This window comes from Bradyrhizobium sp. UFLA05-125 (assembly GCF_059803515.1).
Window position 1 is genome coordinate 156,095 of the sequence record NZ_JBANBJ010000004.1, and the last position, 19,811, is coordinate 175,905.

Genomic DNA, 19,811 nt, shown 5'->3' on the forward strand with positions numbered 1-19,811 from the left:
CAGCCGCCCGCGTCGAGATCATCAGCGATAGATGCGCTTCAATTGCCGTTCTGCCTCCGCAACTGCACCCTTTGCGTCCTTGGTGCCGGTGCAGTAGTTGGCAAACATGTCAACGACGATGAAGTCGGCGATCGCCGTTGCAGCCTTCTCACCCACCGTACCGATGCCGGACGCCGGCAGGGTGCGCTTGGACGCCTGCGCGAAGACGGCGTTCTTTGGATCGGCCGTCCAGACCGGCGCAGTTTCATACGCATTCAAAGTCTGTGTCAGGTAACCCTGTGCCCCGTCCAGCCACTTCTCGTAGTTCTCCTTCTCCAGCATGAAGGCGATAAAGGCCTTCGACGCGTTCGGGTACTTGGTGAAGTTGAAGGCGAGGATCGGCAGGGCAAGCTGCAATTCAGTCGGCTTGCCGATGGGCCCGACGGGGTGCAGCGCATGATAGGTATCTTCGGCAAGTTCCTTCTTGGTCGGGTCGGTCTTGGCCGCGACGTAGATCGAAATACCGTTGAGGGTGCAATAAAGCTCACCGGCCAGGAACGCCTTGTTGTTGGAGGAGTCGTTCCAGGATGGGGTCCCGGGGATGAAGGTTTCGTAGAGCGCCTTGCAGTACTCCAGCGCCTTCATGGTCTCGGGCGAATTGATGATGATCTTGTCGTTCTGGTCTACGGTGTAGGCGCCGTGTCCCCACAATATCCAGTGCAACCAGCCATTGGCGTCGCCGCTGGCATGCCCGAGCGCGTAGCCCGCAGGCGTGTTGTTCGCTTTCAGCGCCTTGCACATCTCGAGGAAGCCGGGGAAGTCCTTCGGAAACTCCTTGAAGCCCGCCTTGTCGGTCGCTGATTTGCGGTAGGTCATGTAGCCGCCGTTGGTGGCTACGGGAATACCGAGCCAGTCGTCGCCAAGCTTGCAGGTCTTGGCTGCGGCATCCGTCCAGCCACCATACTTCTTGCCGAGGTAATCGGCGACGTCGTTCATCTTCAGCACTTTGGTCGGGAACAGTTGAGGCAGGGTGTGGAGGCCCCACGCGAGATCCAGACCCGAGCCGGTGTTCGCAGCGACCGACGCCTTCGGCTGCACGTCCTCGAAGGACTCGCTGAAGACGTTCATCTCCGTGCCAGTTGCGGCCTTGAACGCCGCGACCATCGCGTTGAACGCATCGTCTTCCGCCGGCACGAAGCGCTTCCAGCGCATCACCGTCAGCTTGGCACCCGACTCGGCCTTCCACGGCGAGTCCGCCGCCCAAGCCTTCGCGAACTCGAACAGTGCAGGCCCAGTCAGTGCGCCGGTTGCAGCCAGCGCCGTTCCGCCTTGGAGCAATGCCCGGCGGGTAAAGTCTTGCATGTCGTTTCTCCCAATGGTGATTTTTTTGATTTGTTTAAGTCTGTCTTATGCGTTCAGCCGTTTTCCCGTCCCGTCGTCGAACAAGTGGACCAGCGACGGATCCGGCTTCAGCCGGACCTTGTCGCCAGGATTGAACATGTGCCGCTCGCGAAACACCGCGACGACCTGCTCGCCGCCGAGCTTTGCGAACACCTGCGTCTCGGAGCCCGTCGGCTCGACCACGACGATCTCGGCTTCCGCCCCGTCGTCAGCGATCGTGAAATGCTCCGGCCGTACGCCATAGACCGCGGGCCGTCCGTCGGACGCGGTCGGCGCGCTCTTGAGCGGCAGCTTGACGCCGTTCGGCCCCTCGAAGGTCGCCGCCCCGTTCGAGCGCACATGGCCCTTGAGGAAGTTCATCGCCGGCGAACCGATGAAGCCCGCGACGAATTGATTTTCGGGCTTGTCGTAGAGTTCGAGCGGCGTGCCCATCTGCTCGACGATGCCGTCATGCATGACCACGATCTTGTCGGCCATGGTCATGGCCTCAATCTGGTCGTGGGTGACATAGACGGTCGTGGTCTTGAGCCGCTGGTGCAGCTCCTTGATCTCGGTACGCATGGCGACGCGCAGCTTGGCATCGAGGTTCGACAAGGGCTCGTCGAACAGGAACACCTGCGGATCGCGCACGATGGCGCGGCCCATGGCGACGCGCTGGCGCTGGCCACCGGAGAGCTGGCGCGGATAGCGATCGAGCAGCGGCGTCAGCGCGAGGATCTCGGCGGCGCGCTTGACGCGCTTGTTGATCTCGTCAGAGCCCGCGCTGCGCAGCTTGAGCGAGAAGCCCATGTTGTCGGCGACCGTCATGTGCGGATAGAGCGCGTAGTTCTGGAAAACCATCGCGATGTCCCGCTCCTTGGGCTGGACATTGTTCACGACACGCTCGCCGATCGAGATCGTGCCTGAGGTGATGTTCTCAAGCCCTGCGAGCATGCGCAGCAGCGTCGACTTGCCGCAGCCGGAGGGACCAACGAGAACGACGAATTGCCCGTCCTCGATCGGAATCGTCACGCCGTGCAGGACTTCAAAATTGCCGAACGATTTCCGCACGTCGCGGATGTGCACAGACGACATCTAGCTCCCTCCTCACTGGTCCGCAGCGCCTAATCGAGCACCGCTACCGCCTTTTCTTCCGAGGCTCCACCCAACGAGGCCCCATCTGACAGGCGGCATTGTCTGCAGTTTGCGCGGTTTTGGCAATTTGTCTTTGGTTAGTCGGAGCTGGTAGCGCTGTCAACGTTCCTTTGTTTGCAGGATGGGCTGTGCTATGAGCAACAAATGGGACGAAAACGCACCAAATCGGGCAAGATCCGACTGGCTGAGGTCGCCGAGCTCGCCGGCGTGAGCCCTATCACCGCGTCCCGCTTTTTCAGGAATCCCGAGGCGCTGTCGGACGCCAAGCGGGCGCGCGTCGAGAGCGCCGCACGCGAGCTCGGCTATGTGCCGAATCTCGCGGCACGTGCATTGGCCTCGCAGCGCACGGAAGTGATCGGCGTCCTGATCCCCTCCCTCACCAACAACGTGTTCTCCGACGTGCTTCGCGGTATCTATGATGCGTCCGAAGGCAGCCGCTACTCGATTCAGCTCTCCAACACCCGCTACAGCATCCTCCAGGAGGAAAAGCTTCTCCGCCTGTTCCTGGCGCAGAAGCCGGCCGGGCTGATCGTCACCGGCATCGACCAGACGACCGAATCGCGCGTGATGCTGGAGGCGGCCGATTGCCCGATCGTGCAAATCATGGAGCTTGGGCCCGCCCCCGTCGATATGATGATCGGCTTTTCGCACTATGAGGCGGCGCGCGCGGCGATTGCGCACCTGTTCGCGCAGGGCTGCGGCCGGATCGGTTTCGTGGGTGCGCGGATGGATCCGCGGGTGCAGCGGCGGCTCGATGGCTATGTCACGGCGATGAAGGACGCCGGCCTGTTCGACCAGCGGCTCGTCGTGACAACGGCGACACCGACCTCGGTGACGCTGGGGGGAACGCTGTTTGCCGACCTGCTCGCGCGGGAGCCGAACATCGATGCGGTGTTTTGCGCCAATGACGATCTCGCCCTTGGCGTGCTCTTCGAATGCCGGCGCCGAGAGATCACCGTTCCGGATCAGATCGCCATCATCGGCTTCAACGACCTCGAATTCATGGCGAGCGCGGTCCCAACGCTCACCAGCGTGCGCACCAACCGCTACGAGATGGGTCGGGCCGCCGCCACGATGCTGATCGAGGCCATCGAAGGCCGCCGCCCGGAACAGCCGGTGCTCGATCTCGGCTTCAAGGTGATCGAGCGGCAAAGCACGCTGGCGCAGCGCGCCGACAGCCAAACGACGCTTTCCGGAATGGTGGCCGGCCGAACAAAATGATAGCGTTACCAAGGACCCATGACTAGTATCGCACTTGTGAGGAAACGACCGCGATCAGGCGAGTTGCGGAATGCAGCCTTGCGCTGTCGGGCATCGCACAAGCCGATACGACTGACCGACGCCTGTGCGTTCGCATTCTAGGAGACATCAATGACAAAAAAGCCAACCAACGGGCATGCGCCCTCAACCAATGGCAGCCGCCGGCGCCTTCGCTCCCAGGAATGGTTCGACAACCCGCATAACCCCGGCATGACCGCGCTCTATATGGAGCGCTATCTGAATTTCGGTCTCACCCGCGAGGAACTCCAGTCCGGCAAGCCGATCATTGGCATTGCCCAGACCGGCAACGACCTCTCCCCCTGCAACCGTCACCACATCGAGCTCGCGCACCGCGTCCGCGAGGGCATCCGCATGGCTGGTGGCATCGCGCTGGAGTTTCCGACCCATCCGATCCAGGAGACCGGCAAGCGGCCGACCGCGGCGCTCGACCGCAACCTCGCCTATCTCGGCCTCGTCGAGGTGCTGTTCGGCTATCCCCTCGACGGCGTGGTCCTGACCACCGGCTGCGACAAGACGACACCTGCCTGCATGATGGCGGCGGCGACCGTCAACCTGCCGGCGATCGTGCTGTCGGGCGGCCCGATGCTGAACGGCTGGCATGACGGCGAGCGCACCGGCTCCGGCACCATCGTCTGGAAGTCGCGCGAACGCCTCGCCGCCGGTGAGATCGACTACGAAGAGTTCATGGAGATCGTGGCCTCGTCCGCGCCCTCGGTCGGCCATTGCAACACCATGGGCACGGCCTCGACCATGAATTCGCTCGCCGAGGCGCTCGGCTTCTCGCTGCCGGGCTGCGCTGCGATTCCCGCGCCCTATCGCGAGCGGGGCCAGATCGCCTACGAGACGGGCAAGCGCATCGTCGAGATGGTCTGGGAGGATCTGAAACCCTCCGACTTCCTGACCCGCAAGGCGTTCGAGAACTGCATCGTGGTGAATTCGGCGATCGGTGGCTCGACCAATGCGCCGATCCACATCAACGCGCTCGCCCGCCACATCGGCGTCGAGCTTTCGATCGACGACTGGCAGAAATACGGCCACGACGTGCCGTTGCTGGTGAACCTCCAGCCGGCCGGCTTCTATCTCGGCGAGGAATTCCATCGCTCCGGCGGCGTGCCCGCCGTGGTGCGCGAGCTGATGAAGCACAAACGCATCCACGACGATGCGCTCACCGTCAACGGCCGCGGCATCGGCGAGAACTGCGCCAATGCGCCCAAGCCCGACCAGGACGTGATCTGGGCCTACGACAAGCCGATGGTGAAGGATGCCGGCTTCCTGGTGCTGCGCGGCAATCTCTTCGATTCCGCGATCATGAAGACCTCCGTGATCTCCAAGGAGTTCCGTGATCGCTACCTCAGCAACCCGAAAGACCTGAACGCGTTCGAAGGACGCGCGATCGTGTTCGAGGGGCCGGAGGACTATCACGAGCGGATCGACGATCCCTCGCTCGACATCGACGAGCATTGCGTGCTGTTCATCCGCGGCGCCGGCCCGATCGGTTATCCCGGCGGCGCCGAGGTCGTGAACATGCAGCCGCCGGCGGCGCTGATCAAACGCGGCATCCTGGCCCTGCCCTGCATCGGCGACGGCCGGCAGTCCGGCACCTCGGGCTCGCCCTCGATCCTCAACGCTTCGCCGGAAGCCGCCGCCGACGGGGGCCTCGCGATCCTGAGGACCGGCGACAAGGTGCGCATCGACCTCAACAAGGGCAGCGCCAACATCCTGATCTCGGACGAGGAAGTGAAGAAGCGCCACGCCGAGCTGAAGGCCAATGGCGGCTTCAAGCATCCGCCGAACCAGACGCCCTGGCAGGAGATCTATCGCAACACCGTCGGCCAGCAGTCGACCGGCGCCTGCATGGAGCTCGCCACGCGCTACCAGAACGTGGCCAACACGTTTGGCGTGGCGCGGGATAACCACTGAGTTAGCGACACGTAGCCCGGGTGAGCGAAGCGACACCCGGGACATTTCCCGGATATCGCGCTCACGCGCTCATCCGGGCTACGGCACTGAGGAAATCAAGGAGAAAAACAAAATGGCAGACCGCCTCAAGGGAAAGCGCGCTGTTGTCACCGCCGCGGCAGCGGGGATCGGGCGCGCATGCGCCATCGCATTCGCGCGTGAAGGCGCAACCGTCATCGCCACCGATATCAATGAAGGCGGCATCGCCACCTTAAGCAAGGACGGCATCGCCGAGACGGCAAAGCTCGACGTTCGCAACACTGCGGACGTCAACGCCTTCGCCAAGCGCATCGGCAAGATCGACATCCTGCTCAATGCCGCGGGCTTCGTTCATAACGGGACCATCTTGGACTGTTCGGAAGAAGACTGGGACTTCTCGTTCGATCTCAACGTCAAATCCATGCACCGGACGATCAAGGCATTTCTGCCGGCGATGATTTCGGGCGGTGGCGGCAGCATCGTCAACATCTCGTCTTGCGCCGCGCTGCGGCCGCCGGCCAACCGTTATGTCTACAGTGCTTCCAAGGCCGCGGTGTCACTGCTCACGCGCGCGGTTGCGCTCGACTTCATCACGCAGGGAATCCGCTGCAACAGCATCTGCCCCGGCACCGTCGAGACACCCTCGATGCTCGATCGCGCCGCCGCCGTCGGCCCGCAGGGCAAAGAGATGTTCATCGCCCGCCAGAAGATGGGCCGGCTCGGCACTGCAGAGGAAATCGCGGCCATGGCGGTCTATCTGGGCAGTGACGAAAGCGCGTTCACCACCGGCGTCGACCTCGTCGTCGACGGCGGCTTCATGCTCTGATTGATCCTCATCCCACGCGGAAGGAATTCTTGCATGAACAAGATCGACCTCAACGGCCGCTGCGCGATCGTCACGGGCGGTGCGCAAGGCTTTGGCCGCGCCATTGCCGAACGCTTCGTCGCCTCTGGAGCCAAGGTCGCGATCTGGGATTTCGACGCGGCGCTCGCCGAGAAGACGGCCAAGGAAATCGGCGGCGAGGTTCGAGTCTTCAAGGTCGACGTCGCCGACACGGCCGCAGTGGAGCAAGTCCGCGACGCGACCCTCGCCGCCTTCGGCAGGATCGACATCCTCGTCAACAATGCCGGCATCGCCGGTATCAACAAGACGGTCTGGGAGACCGATCTCGAGGAATGGCGCAAGGTGCTGCGCATCAACCTCGACGGCCCCTTCATCTGCTGCAAGGCGATCGTGCCCACGATGCTCAAGCAGAAATATGGGCGGATCGTGAACATCGCCTCGATCGCCGGCAAGGAAGGCAATCCGAACGCGGCGCATTACTCGGCCTCCAAGGCCGGCCTGATCGCGCTGACGAAGTCGCTCGGCAAGGAGCTTGCCGCGCACGACATCCTGGTGAACGCCGTGACGCCGGCAGCCGCGAAGACCGCGATCTTCGAACAGCTGACGCAGCAGCACATCGATTTCATGCTGTCGAAGATCCCGAAGGGCCGCTTCGTGCTGGTCGAGGAACTCGCCGCGATGGTGGCCTGGCTTGCATCGGAAGACTGCGGGTTCTCGACCGGCGCCGTCTTCGATATCTCCGGCGGCCGTGCCACCTATTGAGGGCGTCATGACCAGGGAAGGCGGATGCCTGTGTGGCGCGGTGCGGTTCAAGGCCGAAGGCGAGCCGCTCAACGTCCGCGCCTGCCATTGCCGTATCTGCCAGAAGGCCATGGGCTCGCCCTTCTTCGCTCGCGCGCAGTTTCTCCCCGCAGCGCTGACCGTCGAAGGCGAGACCGGTCGTTACCCATCGTCGGAAAACATCGACCGCGTCTTCTGCAAGCAGTGCGGTACACGCCTTTTCGCATGGCGGCGCAACGGCACGGCAGTGGGCGTGGCGCTCGCGACTTTCGATGACCGCAACGCCTTCGCGCCCACCGAGCACATCTGGGTACAGGAAAAGCTCAACTGGCTGACGCTCGACGACGGCCTGCCGCAATATCCGACCACCATCCCGTCCTGATGGCTCCACGTCGCCTCCGCCTTCGCCACGGCGCTGAATCGTGATAGTTCGGCCCTATCGGGCACGAACCGGGGCAACCGCTTGAACGTCTCCCTCTACGACCTCTCCGTCTGGGTGCTGCCGCTGGTGATCGCCATCACCTTCCACGAGGCGGCGCACGGCTTTGTCGCCTACCGGCTCGGCGACAACACCGCCTGGCAGCTCGGCCGCGTCAGCTTCAATCCGCTCCGGCATATCGACCCGTTCGGCACCCTGATCCTGCCGGCTATGCTGCTGTTTGCGCATTCGCCGTTCCTGTTCGGCTACGCCAAGCCGGTGCCGGTGAACTTTCGCAATCTCAACAACCCGAAACTCGACATGGTCTGGGTGGCGCTGGCCGGCCCCGCGACCAACATCCTGCTGGCGCTGCTGGCGGCCCTCGCACTCCACGCTCTGCCTTTCGCACCGGCAAGTTCGGCGCAATGGATCTTCGATAACCTGAAGAATTCGCTCCTGATCAATGCGGTGCTGGCCGTCTTCAACATGATGCCGATACCGCCGCTCGACGGCGGGCGGGTCGCGGTCGGCCTGTTGCCGCGGCCGCTCGCCCTGCCGCTGGCGCGGCTCGAGCCGTTCGGTATGCTGATCCTGATCGCCATCCTGATCCTGCTCCCCCTTGCAGGTTCGCAGTTCGGTCTAAATCTTGATGTTATCTCGGCAATACTGCGAACGTTGACCGGATATGTGATTAAGGCCGTTCTCTTCCTGACCGGCAACGCGTAGTTGAACCAGGACAAACCCGAAGGGCCCGAGGCCAACTTGGTCAAAGCTGCCGACATGCTGATCGCGCGACGAGCCGACACCCGCGCCCGCGCCGATTTCGCCACCTGGAAGATGATGGCCAAGCTCAACGGGTTATCCGCGCTGCCTCCCGAGGCCCAGGAGTTCCTCGCGAGCTACAAGACGCTGTTGGAGCGGACGAGCGAGGACGAGGCCACCGAGGCCACCATCGCCTCGGTCTACAAGGCTTATTATGCCGAAATGGGCGGCGCCGGCACCGCGCCCGACGTTCGCCCCCGGGCCAGCGAGCCCGTGAAGGACAATGTTACCGCCTTCCGCCGCCCCCCACCCAAGCCGAAGAAGGCCAGCACGTTCGGGGTAACGTTCGGTGGTGGAACCGAGAAGCGGCCGCTTCCGGTGGCGCTGATCTTCGCCTGCCTGGTCGTGGTCTACGTCGCGATCCGCTACTACTGGCGCTGAGCCGACCTCTTCTTCGTCTCTCGCGGCGGGAAGGTCACGTCGAGCGTGCGCTCGAATTTTTCATCCGTCAGTCCGGCCGGAGGTTGCGGCACGGGATCCGAGCGACGGATCATCGAGACCGCGGCCGCATCGAAGGCTGCGTCTCCCGAAGACTCCACCACGTCGACCGAAAGCACGTTGCCTTTGCGGTTGAGGACGAGGGTGACCTTGACCTTCTGGGACTTGGGTTCCCTTCCCTCCGGGTAGACCTGGTGCAGCTTGAAATGCGCACTGATCTTGCGGTTCCAGTCGGCAGTCAGCTTCAGGATGTCCTTGCCGATCCCGAGCACCGGCGCCATGGCCTTCTCGGCCTCCCGCGCAGCCTCGTCGAGCTTCTGCCGCGCCGTGGCAACCGACTGCGGCGATGCCTCGGTAGCCGGGGTCTCGATGGCTGCCACCTTCTGGCTCTCGTCGTCCGGCTTTTTCGCGTTGTTGTCGGTGACGACCCGGTCGGCATCGTCGACGTCCTGGTGCTGATCCTTGGGAAGCTCCGTTTCCTTCACCTCCGCCTTTTGTTCGGGCATTGCCCGCTGTTCCTGGGAGGCATCGGTGTCAGGTCCGGGCGGAAGTTCGGACTCCGGCGCATCGGGCGAAGCCATCTCGACGGCGAAGTCCGCACCTGCCGCCCCCAGACCATCGTCGCCACCATCCGTCCGCAAATGCGCCAGCGCCAACGCCGCGCCTCCGAGGTGGAGCGCAAGCGCCGCCACTGCGGCGAGAACCCACAGCCGCCGGGATGGTCTCGGTTCGATATCGAGATCGGGCATAGCAGCAGCCTCTAGGGCTTCGCAGGTTCTGCCGCGGGTGCCGCCGGAGAGGCCGGGACACCTTCCAGCGTCACCAGCTTCACCTTGGAGTAGCCACCCGAGCGCAACAACTCCATCACGCCCATCAGCTCGCCATAAGGCACCGTGCGATCGGCGCGCAGGAAGACGTACTTGTCCTTGCTCATGTCCGAGAGGCCGTCGAGCGAGGCGGCCAGATTGGCGCGCGTGACCGGATTCTCCCCGATCGCAAGCGTCAAATCGGATTTGATGCTGACATAGGTCGGCTTGTCCGGCTTCTTCTGCGGTGTGGCGGTGGAGGTCGGCAGATCGACAGGCAGGTCCACCGTCGACAGGGGCGCGGCGACCATGAAGATGATCAGCAGCACCAGCATGACGTCGATGAATGGCGTGACGTTGATCTCATGCGTCTCGGAGAAGTCCGCATCGTCGTCGAGATCGTTGTCTGCGAGCGAAACGCCCATCGCCTACTCCGCCGCTGCGCGCGAATGAACGCTGCCATGGCTGCGGTCGAGGTCGCGCGAGAGCAGCCGCGCCGCCGCACCCGAGGCGCGACTGACGAGCTCGAGATAGCCCTTCGTCATGCGCGCGAAATGATTGTAGATGATGACGGCCGGGATCGCCGCGACGAGACCGATCGCGGTCGCGAGCAGTGCTTCGGCGATGCCGGGCGCGACGACCGCAAGGTTCGTCGTCTGCGACTTCGAGATGCCGATGAAGCTGTTCATGATGCCCCAGACGGTACCGAACAAGCCGACGAAGGGCGACGTGGCGCCGATGGTCGCGAGCACGCCCATGCCGATCCGGATCCGCCGCGCCTCCGCGCGGGCGATCTCGGCAAAGCTCGAGGCGGCGCGTTCCTTGATGCCGGCGTCGCTGGAGATTCCTGCGGACGCCCGCGCCTCGCGCAGCGCGGCCGCAAGGAACGACGGCAAGATCCCTTCCTTGGCACCGAGCGCGAACTGGGCCTCTGCAAGCGAGCGAGCGTCGGCGATCTTCTTCAGGGCCGAACGCAGCCTGCCCTGCGCCAGCGTCAGCTCGATCGATTTCGCGATGAAGACCGTCCAGGTGACGAGGGACGCGAAGGCAAGCCCGATCATCACCGCCTTCACGATGATGTCCGCCGACATGAACATCACCCAGGGCGACAGTTCCTTCATCACGGGCCCGGTCGATTTCGGCGCGCGGCCGGCATCCGTCGATGCCGCATCCGGCGCAGCCGCCGTGGGTGAAGCTGTCGCAGGGGCTGGCGCTGCCGGGGCGGCAGCCACAGGAGCCGGAGCAGCACTTGCGGGCGCAGCAGTCACGGGCACTGCTGCCGGCGCCGGATTGCTCGGCTGAGATGCCACCGGCGGCGTTGCCGGCTGCTGCTGTGCCGAAACGGGGATCGCGAGCCCGACGGCCGCGATCATCACGGATACGGCAAGGCTTGTCCGGAAAAATGTGGTCTTCATACTTCGGCCCAGTAGCGAATGAGGTTGTGATAGATACCCGTCAATTTGACCGTTTCGGGGTCGTCGCGTCCAAGCCGCTGCGCCAGCGCCTGAATGGCGGTATCGAGGTCAAAGATCAGGCTGCGGGCCTGGTCATCCCGTATCATGCTCTGCAGCCAGAAAAAAGACGCCACCCGCGCCCCCCGCGTCACCGGCGTGACGAGGTGCAAGCTGGTCGAGGGATACAGCACGCAGTCGCCGGCCGGCAACTTAACTTCGTGCGAACCGTAGGTGTCCTCGATCACGAGTTCGCCACCGTCGTATTCCTCAGGCTCGGCGAGGAACAGCGTGACCGACAGGTCGGTGCGCATGCGAAGGCCGGTCAGGCGATCGCCGCGGATCGCATTGTCGACGTGCAGGCCGAAATGGTGCCCGCCGCTTGCCACATAGCGGTTGAACAGCGGCGGGAAGATCTGGAGCGGGATCGCCGCCGCCAGGAAACGCGGGTTCGACGTCAGCGCCGAGATGATGCGGTTGCCGAGCTTGCGCGCGACCTCGCCGTCCGGCGGCAGTTGCTCGTTGCGCTTGACCATCGCCGACTGCGCACCCGCGGTGGAACGCCCGTCTTCCCAATCGCTGGCGTCCATGATGCGGCGGAAATCCGCCACATCATCCTTGCTCAGGACGCCCTCTATGCATGTCAGCATGGCACCTCGCGTCGTCTCCTCAGTAACGGGCCGATAGCACCAGATAGGCGGCGCGTCCCGGTGCTTCCAGCACGAATGGCGCAGCGCTCTGGTACAACGCGTCGTAGTAGCGCTTGTCGAAGATGTTGTTGACGAACAGCTTGACCTGCCAGTTCTTGTTGATCTTGGCTTCCGCGAACGCGTCAAAACGCCAGTAGCTTGGGATCGACGTGCCCTGGTTGGCTGCGAGGAACGTGCCACCATAGATCTTTGAGCGATAGACGGCCTGACCGCCCAGCTCCCAAACATCAGTGAGCTGGTACTTGGTTAGCAAACTGAAGGACTGGTGAGCGACGTTGGAGAGCGGCAAACCGACGTTCGTCGTATACAGTGTCGTGTTGGCCGGCGGGATCAGCGACTTGGTTACCTCCGACTGCATCAATACAAGGCCGCCGAAAACGCTCCACTTGTCCGTGATCTTGCCACCCACGCCAAGGTCGATGCCGCGGATGCGATAGGCTGCTCCGGCGGTGATGCAGGAGACGGTCCCTGTCGTACCGGCAGGATAAGGACAGGTTGCGGTCGCAGTCGCGGCGGTGATGTTCCGGGACTCGCGCGCATTCTCCTTCTCGGTCTGGAAAAGTGCAGCCGTCAACAACAGATGTCTGTCGAACAGCTCCCACTTGGTACCGACTTCTATGGCCTTGTTCTTTTCCGGACCGAAGATCTGAGGAACGTTTCCGTTCAGCACCGGCGCGAGGCCGCCGTACTGGACGCTTGTCCCGTCGAATTCCGCGCCTACCGGATTAGATGAAGTCGCGTAGGCGGCATAGACGCTTCCATTCGGCAACGGCTTCAGGGTAAGGCCGAGGTTGAAATTCGGCATCCCGTAGTCCTGCTGCTGCTGACCGAAGACATTGGCGACGCCGTTGACCGTGCCGTAACCGTTCACCTTGATGTTGTAGTCGTCATAACGGACGCCACCGTTGAGGATCAGCAAATCATTGTAGTTCGCCGAATCCAGCACGTAGACCGACTTAGTGTCGATCTTGATGTTCGTTGGCAATCCAGAAAGACCACCAGGAATCCCAAAGGGGATGTTCGTGAACTGCGGATTGAAGACGCTCACGCCGGTCAAGGACCCCGCCCCGGTGAATCCCCCAGGAAGGACTTCCGAGCTCAAGCCAACATATTTATCGATCGACGACGTCTCGTGATCATATTCGAAGCCGGCAAGCGCAGTGTGCCTAAAGCCGGCTCCGTCGTTGAACTTGTAGGTCGCCTCAGTCTGGTTGGCGATGACGTCGGTCGCCTGGTAGCGGCTCTGCGGATTGGCGGTGAGCGTCGAGGCCGATAGCGGGGTCGTGAGGACCGGCGATTCAGGCAGCGTTCCGATGTAGTTCTGGGTGGAGTGTGAATCCCGGAACTTGTTTGTGATCAGCAGGTCTGGCGTGACCTGCACTTCGGCATTGAGCGAACCGATGTCCTGGCCGGTCCGATAGAAGTCGCGGTTGACGAAGCCATACCAATTGTTGCGGTTCGAGCCGAAATCCGGGAAAGGTCCACCGGCGGTGCTGGCTGTGCTCGGCCGGTAGTAAGGCACGCCGAAATCCGGGAGGCCTGTCAACTCAGTGTGGATATAGCCCGCAGTGATTTTGACTGCATCCACCGGCTTCCAGGTCGTGGCAACAAACCCGCCGTCGCGATTGTCCTTCACGTAGTCGCGGCCGGCGACGCCCGCGTCCTGAAACAGGCCGCCTGCGCGAACGGCGAGCGTCGGGCTGATCACCTGATTGACATCGAGTACCACGCGCTTGGTCTTGTCAGTGCCAAACGTGGTGTCCATGTTGTAGAAGCTGTTCTCCGTCGTCGCCTGCTTGGTCACGATGTTGATCGCGCCGCCGGTGGTGCCGCGGCCCGCGAAGGACGAGCCGGGGCCGCGCAGGATTTCGACCTGCTCGGTGAAGAAGTTTTCGCGCACGCTGACGCCGGAATCTCGCACGCCATCGATGAAGACGTCGTTGCGGGCGTCGAAGCCGCGGATGAAGAAGCGATCGCCGAAGGCGTTGCCGCCCTCGCCCGTCCCGAGCGTCACCCCCGCCGTGCTCAAAATTGCCTGCTTCAGCGTGGTCGCGTTCTTGTCCTCCAGGACATCCTTCGTGAGCACGGTGATCGATTTTGGCGTGTTGAGGATCGGCTCGGGAAATTTACTTGATGCCTGCACCCGGGTGGCCATGTATGGCGCAGCCGGATTCGCGTAAGGATCGCGATCCGCGGCCAAGCCGCCTGCGCTGGGAAGGGGCACCGGCCCCTGCTGCGCCTGCTGGCGCTGCGCCGCGCGTCGCAACGCGGTGCGCGCGCGGACCTGTTCGGGCGAGGGCTTTGACGCCGCCGGACGCGGTCGCTCGACGGGCGCCTCGACTGACACGGGAGGCAGGTTCGACTGCTGCGCCTGCGCGCCGCTCGAAACCGACGCGACCGCGATCAGGCTCGCCACCGCCGAGACGGTCTTGCCGGTTGCGCTTTCGAGGTTCCCTTCGGATGAAGTTCGTGCCGCAGTCGATCGCAACGACCGCGGAGCCTTTGCCGTGCCCATTCCACGCCCCACTTTGTTTCTGCAATTTGTCGCATTGCGACAACGCGACGCAATGTTGGTATCGAGCGGGGATGAGAGGGTCAACGCGATCACGGCGGAGAGCTCTTTGAATCCATCCAGATCAAAACGATTCTAAACTTCAGTTTGAAACGCTTCTAAACTGGAGTTTGTAAGCGTTCTAAACCGGCTGATGAAATGTCTGCCGAATTCTCCTTCACATCGTCCGATCGTTGATGGCGGTGCGCGCGACAAAGTGATGCAGCAGGCCGATGCGCATCTTGCGTTTGCACACTCACATGTAGCAGCCGATCAGTCGCTGCTCGGCGGCTTCATCAGCGAGAACAACTCGTCGACTGTCGCTTGCGCGACCGAACGGACGCGATCGGTGTTGTCCATGCCGGCGATGTTGACGCCCTTTACGACGGCTTTGATCTCGTCGCGAAAGTCGGTGAGGAAGCGCAAGGGATCGCCCTGCTCGTTGGCGACGCGCGCGATCAGGCCCGTGATCAGAATCTGACACGCGATCAGCTTGCCGTTCAACTCGTCCATCATGCGCTCCCGTTGTGCGGCGGTGATATGGACGACGTCGGATGTGCTGACAACGGAAACACGGCGCGATCAACTTAGAACCGTTCTTGCGAGCACGGTGCGGGGCCTCCCCTTTCTGCGCGAGCGTAGCGGATCGCGCACGCGGTACGCGACTCGCGAAACCTTTGCACGTTGATCGATGCTCCTGCCCGACAGGCTCTCCAAGAGAACGGCTGTTCAAGACGTGCGCACGCCGCCCGGATCGGATGCAAAGCTTTCCGATTGTTTAGGATTCTCAAGCGACAGTGTTGTTTACACTGGAACTTGGCGTGTATTATACAGGCTCCGCGCCGGAACCCTTTCAAAGACCCATAATTCAACCTTTTGGGCAAACGAGCCGATAACGAAGCCAATATGAAAAAGTCGCGGCCGATTATGTGGTTTTCCCTCATCGCAGCCGTGGCCGTGGCAGGCTACTTTGGCTGGCAACGCTTTTATGGTCCCGAGGCCGCCAAGACCCAGACCGCACAGAAAGGCCCGCCGCGGCCGATCGCAGTTCCTGTCACGATCGCACCGGTCCAGCAGGCTGATTTTCCGGTCTATCTGACCGGGCTCGGCACGGTTCAGGGCTTCAATACCGTACAGGTCCGGACCCGGGTGGATGGCCAGATCGACAAGATCGCCTTCACCGAGGGCCAGATCGTCAACCAGGGCGACCTGCTGGTCGAGATCGATCCCCGCCCCTTCCAGGCTGTGCTCGATCAGGCCAAAGCCAAGAAACAGCAGGATGAGGCGAACCTCGCCAACGCCAATCTCGACCTCCAGCGCTATACCAAGCTCGGTGAATTCGCGACCCGGCAACAGACCGACACCCAGCGCTCCACTGTCGCCCAGCTCACCGCGCAGATCGCTGCCGACGAGGCCGCGATTTTCAATGCCCAGACCCAGCTCGACTACACCCAGGTCAAGTCGCCGATCACGGGCGTCGCGGGTCTGCGCCAGGTCGATATCGGCAATATCGTCAATGCCTCCAGCCAGACGGCGATCGTCTCGATTGCCCAGATCGAGCCGATCACGGTGATCTTCACTGCGCCCGAAGACCAGTTGCCCTATATCAATGAGGGCCAGAAGACCGGTGAGCTCAAGGTCATCGCGCTGACGACCGACGGCAAGAAGACGCTCGCGGAAGGCAAGCTCGCCGTCATCAACAATCAGGTCGACACGACCAGCGGGACTATTCGGCTGAAGGCGGTGTTCGACAACAAGGACCACACGCTGTGGCCGGGCCAATCGGTCTCGACACGTCTTCTGATCCGAACGCTGAAGGACGCCACGGTGGTCCCCGACGACGCGGTCCAGCATTCGACCAACGGTCTCTACGCGTATACGGTCAATCAGGAGAACAAGGCTGAACTGCGCAAGCTCAAGGTCAGCTACTCCATCGATGGACGCTCTGTGATCGACGAAGGACTCAGCCCGGGACAACAAGTGATCACCGGCGGTCAGTTCAAGGTGCAGCCCGGAAGCCTCGTCTCCACGGCGGTCGCGAGTTCGAATCCGGGCCAGGACAAGGTTCGACAGGAATGAACGACGGCGGGATTTCGGCACCTTTCATCCGTTATCCCATCGGCACCTCGCTGCTGATGGCCGGCATTCTCTTTGTCGGCCTCGTCGCCTACCCCCTGCTGCCGGTCGCACCGTTGCCGCAGGTCGACTTCCCGACCATCCAGATCACCGCGAACCTGCCTGGCGGCAGCCCGGAGACGATGGCCTCCTCGGTCGCCCAGCCGCTGGAGCGCCAATTCGCCCAGATTCCCGGCATCGCCCAGATGACGTCGACGAGCTATCTGGGCACGGCCTCGATCACCATCCAGTTCGACCTCAATCGCAGCATCGACGGCGCGGCCAACGACGTGCAGGGCGCCATCAACGCGGCCAGCGGCCAGTTGCCGAAAAACCTGCCCTCGCCGCCGACCTATCGCAAGGTCAACCCGGCGGACTCGCCGATCCTGCTGTTATCCGCGACGTCCGAGGCGTTACCGCTGACCACCGTCAGCGATGCGATTGACGCCCAGCTCGCCCAGCAGATCAGCCAGATCTCGGGCGTCGCACAGGTCTTCATCGGCGGCCAGCAGAAGCCGTCGGTCCGCGTGCAGATCGATCCGGCGAAACTGGTCGCCAAGGGCCTGTCACTCGAGGACGTCCGCAGCGCTATCGCGATCACGACGGTCGACAGCCCCAAGGGCAACATCGACGGCGAGAGACGCGCCTACACCATCTACGCCAACGACCAGTTGCTCCAGTCCAAGGACTGGAACGACGTCATCATCGCCTACCGCAACGGCGGCCCGTTGCGGATCCGCGATATCGGCCAGGCAGTCACCGGGCCCGAGGACGCCAAGCAGGCCGCTTGGGCCAATGGCAAGCGCGGCGTGTTCCTGGTGGTGTTCAAGCAGCCCGGCGCCAACGTCATCGAGACCGTCGACCGGATCAAGGCAACCCTGCCACGGCTGGTGGCGGCGATCCCGCCGGCGATCAAGATCGAGGTGATCAGCGACCGCACCACGACCATCCGCGCCGCGGTCGAGGACGTCCAGTTCACGCTGCTTTTGACCATCATCCTGGTGGTCATGGTCATCTTTGTCTTCCTGCGCAGCTTCTGGGCGACCGTCATCCCCACCGTCACGGTTCCGCTGGCGCTGCTCGGCGCGTGCGCCCTGATGTGGGTGTTCGGCTATTCGCTCGACAATCTGTCACTGATGGCGCTCACGATCGCGGTCGGATTCGTCGTCGACGACGCCATCGTGATGCTCGAGAACATCACGCGCTACATCGAAAACGGCGATTCGCCCCTCGCCGCGGCCTACAAGGGCGCCAAGGAGATCGGCTTCACCATCGTGTCGATCAGCATCTCGCTGGTCGCGGTGTTGATCCCCCTGCTGCTGATGGGTGGCATCATCGGGCGCCTGTTCCGCGAATTCGCCGTCGTGCTCGCGATGACGATCTTCGTCTCGATGTTCGTGTCGCTGACGCTGACCCCGATGATGGCCTCGCGCTTCCTGCGCGCCCATGGTGAGGTGAAACACGGCAAGTTCTATGCATGGAGCGAGCGCGCCTTCGACGCGATGCTGCGCGGCTATGAATACATCCTCGACCACGCGCTGAGCTGGCGCCGCACCACGCTCACCATCTTCTTCGCCACCCTCGCCCTCTCGGTCTACCTTTTCATCCTGATCCCGAAGGGCTTCTTCCCGCAGCAGGACGTCGGCCTGATCACCGCGACCTCCGAGGCATCGCAGGACATCTCGTTCGCGGAGATGCAGAAGAAGCAGCAGGAACTCGGCAAGATCGTGATGGCTGATCCTGACGTCGCCTCTATCGCGATGAACATCGGTGGCAGCGGCCGGGCCGGCAACAACGGCAACATGTTCATCACTCTGAAGCCCCGCAACGCTCGCGAGGCGTCGGCGCAGCAGGTCATCGCGCGGTTGCGTCCGAAGCTCGAGAAGGTCGAGGGCGCCCGCCTCTATATGCAGGCGGCCCAGGACGTTCGGCTCGGCGGCCGGCCGACGCGCACGCAATTCGAATTCACGTTGCAGGACGCCGATCTCGGCGAGCTCAATGGCTGGGCGCCCAAGATCCTCGCCAAGATGCAGACGCTGCCGGAACTGCGCGACGTCGCGACCGACCAGCAGACCCAGGGCACCACGGTTCAGCTCAAGATCAATCGCGACACCGCCTCGCGCTACGGCATCCAGCCGCAGTTGATCGACGACACGCTCTACGATGCATTCGGGCAACGCCAGGTCACGCAGTACTTCACGCAGCTCAACAGCTATCACGTGATCCTCGAGATCCTGCCGGAGATGCAGGGTAATCTCGACAGCCTGAACAAGCTGTACCTGAAGTCGCCGCTAACGGGCGACCAGGTGCCGCTGTCGACGTTTGCGACCTGGACGACCGATCCGGTGCGCCCGCTCTCGATCAGCCATCAGGGCCAATTCCCCGCGATCACGATCAGCTTCAACCTCGCGCAAGGCGTGGCGTTGGGACAGGCCACGGAAGCCGTGCAGAAGGCGATGGCCGATCTCGGCGCGCCGGCGACGCTGAATTCGAGCTTCCAGGGCACCGCGCAGGCGTTCCAGCAGTCGCTCGGCACCGTGCCGCTGCTGATCCTGGCCGCCCTCGTCGTGGTCTATCTGATCCTCGGCATTCTCTACGAGAGCTACATCCATCCGATCACGATTCTCTCGACCCTGCCGTCGGCCGGCGTCGGCGCGCTGCTGATCTTGATGGCGGCCGGCTTCGACTTCAGCCTGATCGCGCTGATCGGCATCATCCTCTTGATCGGCATCGTGAAGAAGAACGGCATCATGATGGTCGACTTCGCGATCGCGGCCGAACGCGACGAGCACAAGACGCCGGCGGAGTCGATTCGCCAGGCCGCCCTGCTCCGCTTCCGTCCGATCATGATGACGACGATGGCGGCCCTTCTCGGTGGCGTGCCCTTGATGCTCGGGCATGGCACCGGCGCCGAAATCCGCCAGCCGCTCGGCTATGCCATGGTTGGCGGCTTGATCGTCAGCCAGGCGCTGACCTTGTTCACGACGCCCGTGGTCTATCTCTATCTCGACGAACTCTCCAACTGGTTCTCAGGCTGGGGCCGTTCCAAGGAGAGCGAGCACGAGACGACCGAACATGGCACGGTCAAGGAAGCGGCCGAGTAAGCCAGCGCCGCGATCCCAATTCCGGCGCGTTTCCCTCCT

Annotated in this window: 17 protein-coding genes; 9 read left to right on the forward strand and 8 right to left on the reverse strand. The window is 63.0% G+C overall.

Going from position 1 to position 19,811, the window contains the following annotated elements; genetic code table 11:
• Positions 1-21: 21 nt before the first annotated feature.
• Positions 22-1,341 carry an ABC transporter substrate-binding protein gene (locus SO156_RS07130; protein WP_458143451.1) on the reverse strand — a complete coding sequence of 440 codons (1,320 nt, stop codon included), beginning with the start codon at positions 1,339-1,341 and terminating at the stop codon, positions 22-24.
• 45 nt (positions 1,342-1,386) lie between these two features.
• Positions 1,387-2,454: an ABC transporter ATP-binding protein gene (locus SO156_RS07135; protein WP_458143449.1), complete on the reverse strand. Its 1,068-nt coding sequence runs from the start codon at positions 2,452-2,454 to the stop codon at positions 1,387-1,389.
• Positions 2,455-2,658: 204 nt separating this feature from the next.
• Between SO156_RS07135 and gntR the strand changes: the two genes are divergently transcribed.
• The 7 genes from gntR (at position 2,659) to SO156_RS07170 (ending at position 8,978) form a co-directional block, all read left to right on the forward strand.
• Positions 2,659-3,735, forward strand: a complete 1,077-nt coding sequence (gene gntR / locus SO156_RS07140) for an HTH-type transcriptional regulator GntR (protein ID WP_458143447.1) — start codon at positions 2,659-2,661, stop codon at positions 3,733-3,735.
• A 150-nt stretch (positions 3,736-3,885) separates the two neighbouring features.
• On the forward strand, positions 3,886-5,715 hold the full coding sequence (locus SO156_RS07145; RefSeq protein WP_498534323.1) for an IlvD/Edd family dehydratase: 1,830 nt from the start codon (positions 3,886-3,888) through the stop codon (positions 5,713-5,715).
• A gap of 112 nt (positions 5,716-5,827) precedes the next feature.
• Positions 5,828-6,559 (forward strand): SDR family oxidoreductase, encoded by a 732-nt coding sequence (locus SO156_RS07150; protein ID WP_498534375.1) that lies wholly within the window; start codon positions 5,828-5,830, stop codon positions 6,557-6,559.
• Positions 6,560-6,592: 33 nt separating this feature from the next.
• Positions 6,593-7,339, forward strand: a complete 747-nt coding sequence (locus SO156_RS07155) for an SDR family NAD(P)-dependent oxidoreductase (RefSeq protein WP_458143444.1) — start codon at positions 6,593-6,595, stop codon at positions 7,337-7,339.
• A gap of 7 nt (positions 7,340-7,346) precedes the next feature.
• Entirely contained in the window at positions 7,347-7,739 is a 393-nt protein-coding gene (locus SO156_RS07160; protein ID WP_458143442.1) for a GFA family protein, read from the forward strand.
• An 81-nt stretch (positions 7,740-7,820) separates the two neighbouring features.
• On the forward strand, positions 7,821-8,501 hold the full coding sequence (locus SO156_RS07165; RefSeq protein WP_458143440.1) for a site-2 protease family protein: 681 nt from the start codon (positions 7,821-7,823) through the stop codon (positions 8,499-8,501).
• Positions 8,502-8,555: 54 nt separating this feature from the next.
• On the forward strand, positions 8,556-8,978 hold the full coding sequence (locus SO156_RS07170; protein ID WP_498534376.1) for a hypothetical protein: 423 nt from the start codon (positions 8,556-8,558) through the stop codon (positions 8,976-8,978).
• Here SO156_RS07170 and SO156_RS07175 read toward each other — a convergent pair.
• The 6 genes from SO156_RS07175 to SO156_RS07200 form a co-directional block, all read right to left on the reverse strand.
• Positions 8,966-9,784: a TonB family protein gene (locus SO156_RS07175; protein ID WP_458143438.1), complete on the reverse strand. Its 819-nt coding sequence runs from the start codon at positions 9,782-9,784 to the stop codon at positions 8,966-8,968. The two genes, SO156_RS07170 and SO156_RS07175, sit on opposite strands and share 13 nt — an antisense overlap.
• 11 nt (positions 9,785-9,795) lie before the next feature.
• Complete coding sequence (exbD, locus tag SO156_RS07180; RefSeq protein ID WP_458143437.1) at positions 9,796-10,266, reverse strand: TonB system transport protein ExbD; 471 nt, start codon at positions 10,264-10,266, stop codon at positions 9,796-9,798.
• A gap of 3 nt (positions 10,267-10,269) precedes the next feature.
• A complete protein-coding gene (gene exbB / locus SO156_RS07185; RefSeq protein ID WP_498534324.1) occupies positions 10,270-11,256 on the reverse strand; it encodes a tonB-system energizer ExbB in 987 nt (328 codons plus the stop codon).
• Positions 11,253-11,942: a Fe2+-dependent dioxygenase gene (locus SO156_RS07190; RefSeq protein ID WP_458143434.1), complete on the reverse strand. Its 690-nt coding sequence runs from the start codon at positions 11,940-11,942 to the stop codon at positions 11,253-11,255. The genes exbB and SO156_RS07190 overlap by 4 nt, the downstream gene beginning before the upstream one ends.
• A 19-nt stretch (positions 11,943-11,961) precedes the next feature.
• Complete coding sequence (locus SO156_RS07195) at positions 11,962-14,517, reverse strand: TonB-dependent receptor (protein ID WP_498534325.1); 2,556 nt, start codon at positions 14,515-14,517, stop codon at positions 11,962-11,964.
• 309 nt (positions 14,518-14,826) lie between these two features.
• Positions 14,827-15,066: a hypothetical protein gene (locus SO156_RS07200; RefSeq protein ID WP_458143430.1), complete on the reverse strand. Its 240-nt coding sequence runs from the start codon at positions 15,064-15,066 to the stop codon at positions 14,827-14,829.
• A 393-nt stretch (positions 15,067-15,459) separates the two neighbouring features.
• Between SO156_RS07200 and SO156_RS07205 the strand changes: the two genes are divergently transcribed.
• Together SO156_RS07205 and SO156_RS07210 are read left to right on the forward strand one after the other, a co-directional pair.
• Entirely contained in the window at positions 15,460-16,632 is a 1,173-nt protein-coding gene (locus SO156_RS07205) for an efflux RND transporter periplasmic adaptor subunit (RefSeq protein WP_498534326.1), read from the forward strand.
• The gene (locus SO156_RS07210; protein WP_458143428.1) at positions 16,629-19,772 is read left to right on the forward strand and encodes a multidrug efflux RND transporter permease subunit; all 3,144 of its coding nucleotides are present in this window, start codon (positions 16,629-16,631) and stop codon (positions 19,770-19,772) included. The genes SO156_RS07205 and SO156_RS07210 overlap by 4 nt, the downstream gene beginning before the upstream one ends.
• Positions 19,773-19,811 lie beyond the last annotated feature (39 nt).

Coding starts and splice junctions, on each gene's coding strand:
- SO156_RS07145 (WP_498534323.1), top strand. CDS start 3,886: ATGACAAAAAAGCCAACCAACGGGCATGCGCCCTCAACCAATGGCAGC.
- SO156_RS07210 (WP_458143428.1), top strand. CDS start 16,629: ATGAACGACGGCGGGATTTCGGCACCTTTCATCCGTTATCCCATCGGC.
- SO156_RS07175 (WP_458143438.1), bottom strand. CDS start 9,784: ATGCCCGATCTCGATATCGAACCGAGACCATCCCGGCGGCTGTGGGTT.
- SO156_RS07190 (WP_458143434.1), bottom strand. CDS start 11,942: ATGCTGACATGCATAGAGGGCGTCCTGAGCAAGGATGATGTGGCGGAT.
- exbD (WP_458143437.1), bottom strand. CDS start 10,266: ATGGGCGTTTCGCTCGCAGACAACGATCTCGACGACGATGCGGACTTC.
- SO156_RS07135 (WP_458143449.1), bottom strand. CDS start 2,454: ATGTCGTCTGTGCACATCCGCGACGTGCGGAAATCGTTCGGCAATTTT.
- SO156_RS07160 (WP_458143442.1), top strand. CDS start 7,347: ATGACCAGGGAAGGCGGATGCCTGTGTGGCGCGGTGCGGTTCAAGGCC.
- SO156_RS07155 (WP_458143444.1), top strand. CDS start 6,593: ATGAACAAGATCGACCTCAACGGCCGCTGCGCGATCGTCACGGGCGGT.
- gntR (WP_458143447.1), top strand. CDS start 2,659: ATGGGACGAAAACGCACCAAATCGGGCAAGATCCGACTGGCTGAGGTC.
- exbB (WP_498534324.1), bottom strand. CDS start 11,256: ATGAAGACCACATTTTTCCGGACAAGCCTTGCCGTATCCGTGATGATC.
- SO156_RS07170 (WP_498534376.1), top strand. CDS start 8,556: ATGCTGATCGCGCGACGAGCCGACACCCGCGCCCGCGCCGATTTCGCC.
- SO156_RS07150 (WP_498534375.1), top strand. CDS start 5,828: ATGGCAGACCGCCTCAAGGGAAAGCGCGCTGTTGTCACCGCCGCGGCA.
- SO156_RS07205 (WP_498534326.1), top strand. CDS start 15,460: ATGAAAAAGTCGCGGCCGATTATGTGGTTTTCCCTCATCGCAGCCGTG.
- SO156_RS07130 (WP_458143451.1), bottom strand. CDS start 1,341: ATGCAAGACTTTACCCGCCGGGCATTGCTCCAAGGCGGAACGGCGCTG.
- SO156_RS07195 (WP_498534325.1), bottom strand. CDS start 14,517: ATGGGCACGGCAAAGGCTCCGCGGTCGTTGCGATCGACTGCGGCACGA.
- SO156_RS07200 (WP_458143430.1), bottom strand. CDS start 15,066: ATGGACGAGTTGAACGGCAAGCTGATCGCGTGTCAGATTCTGATCACG.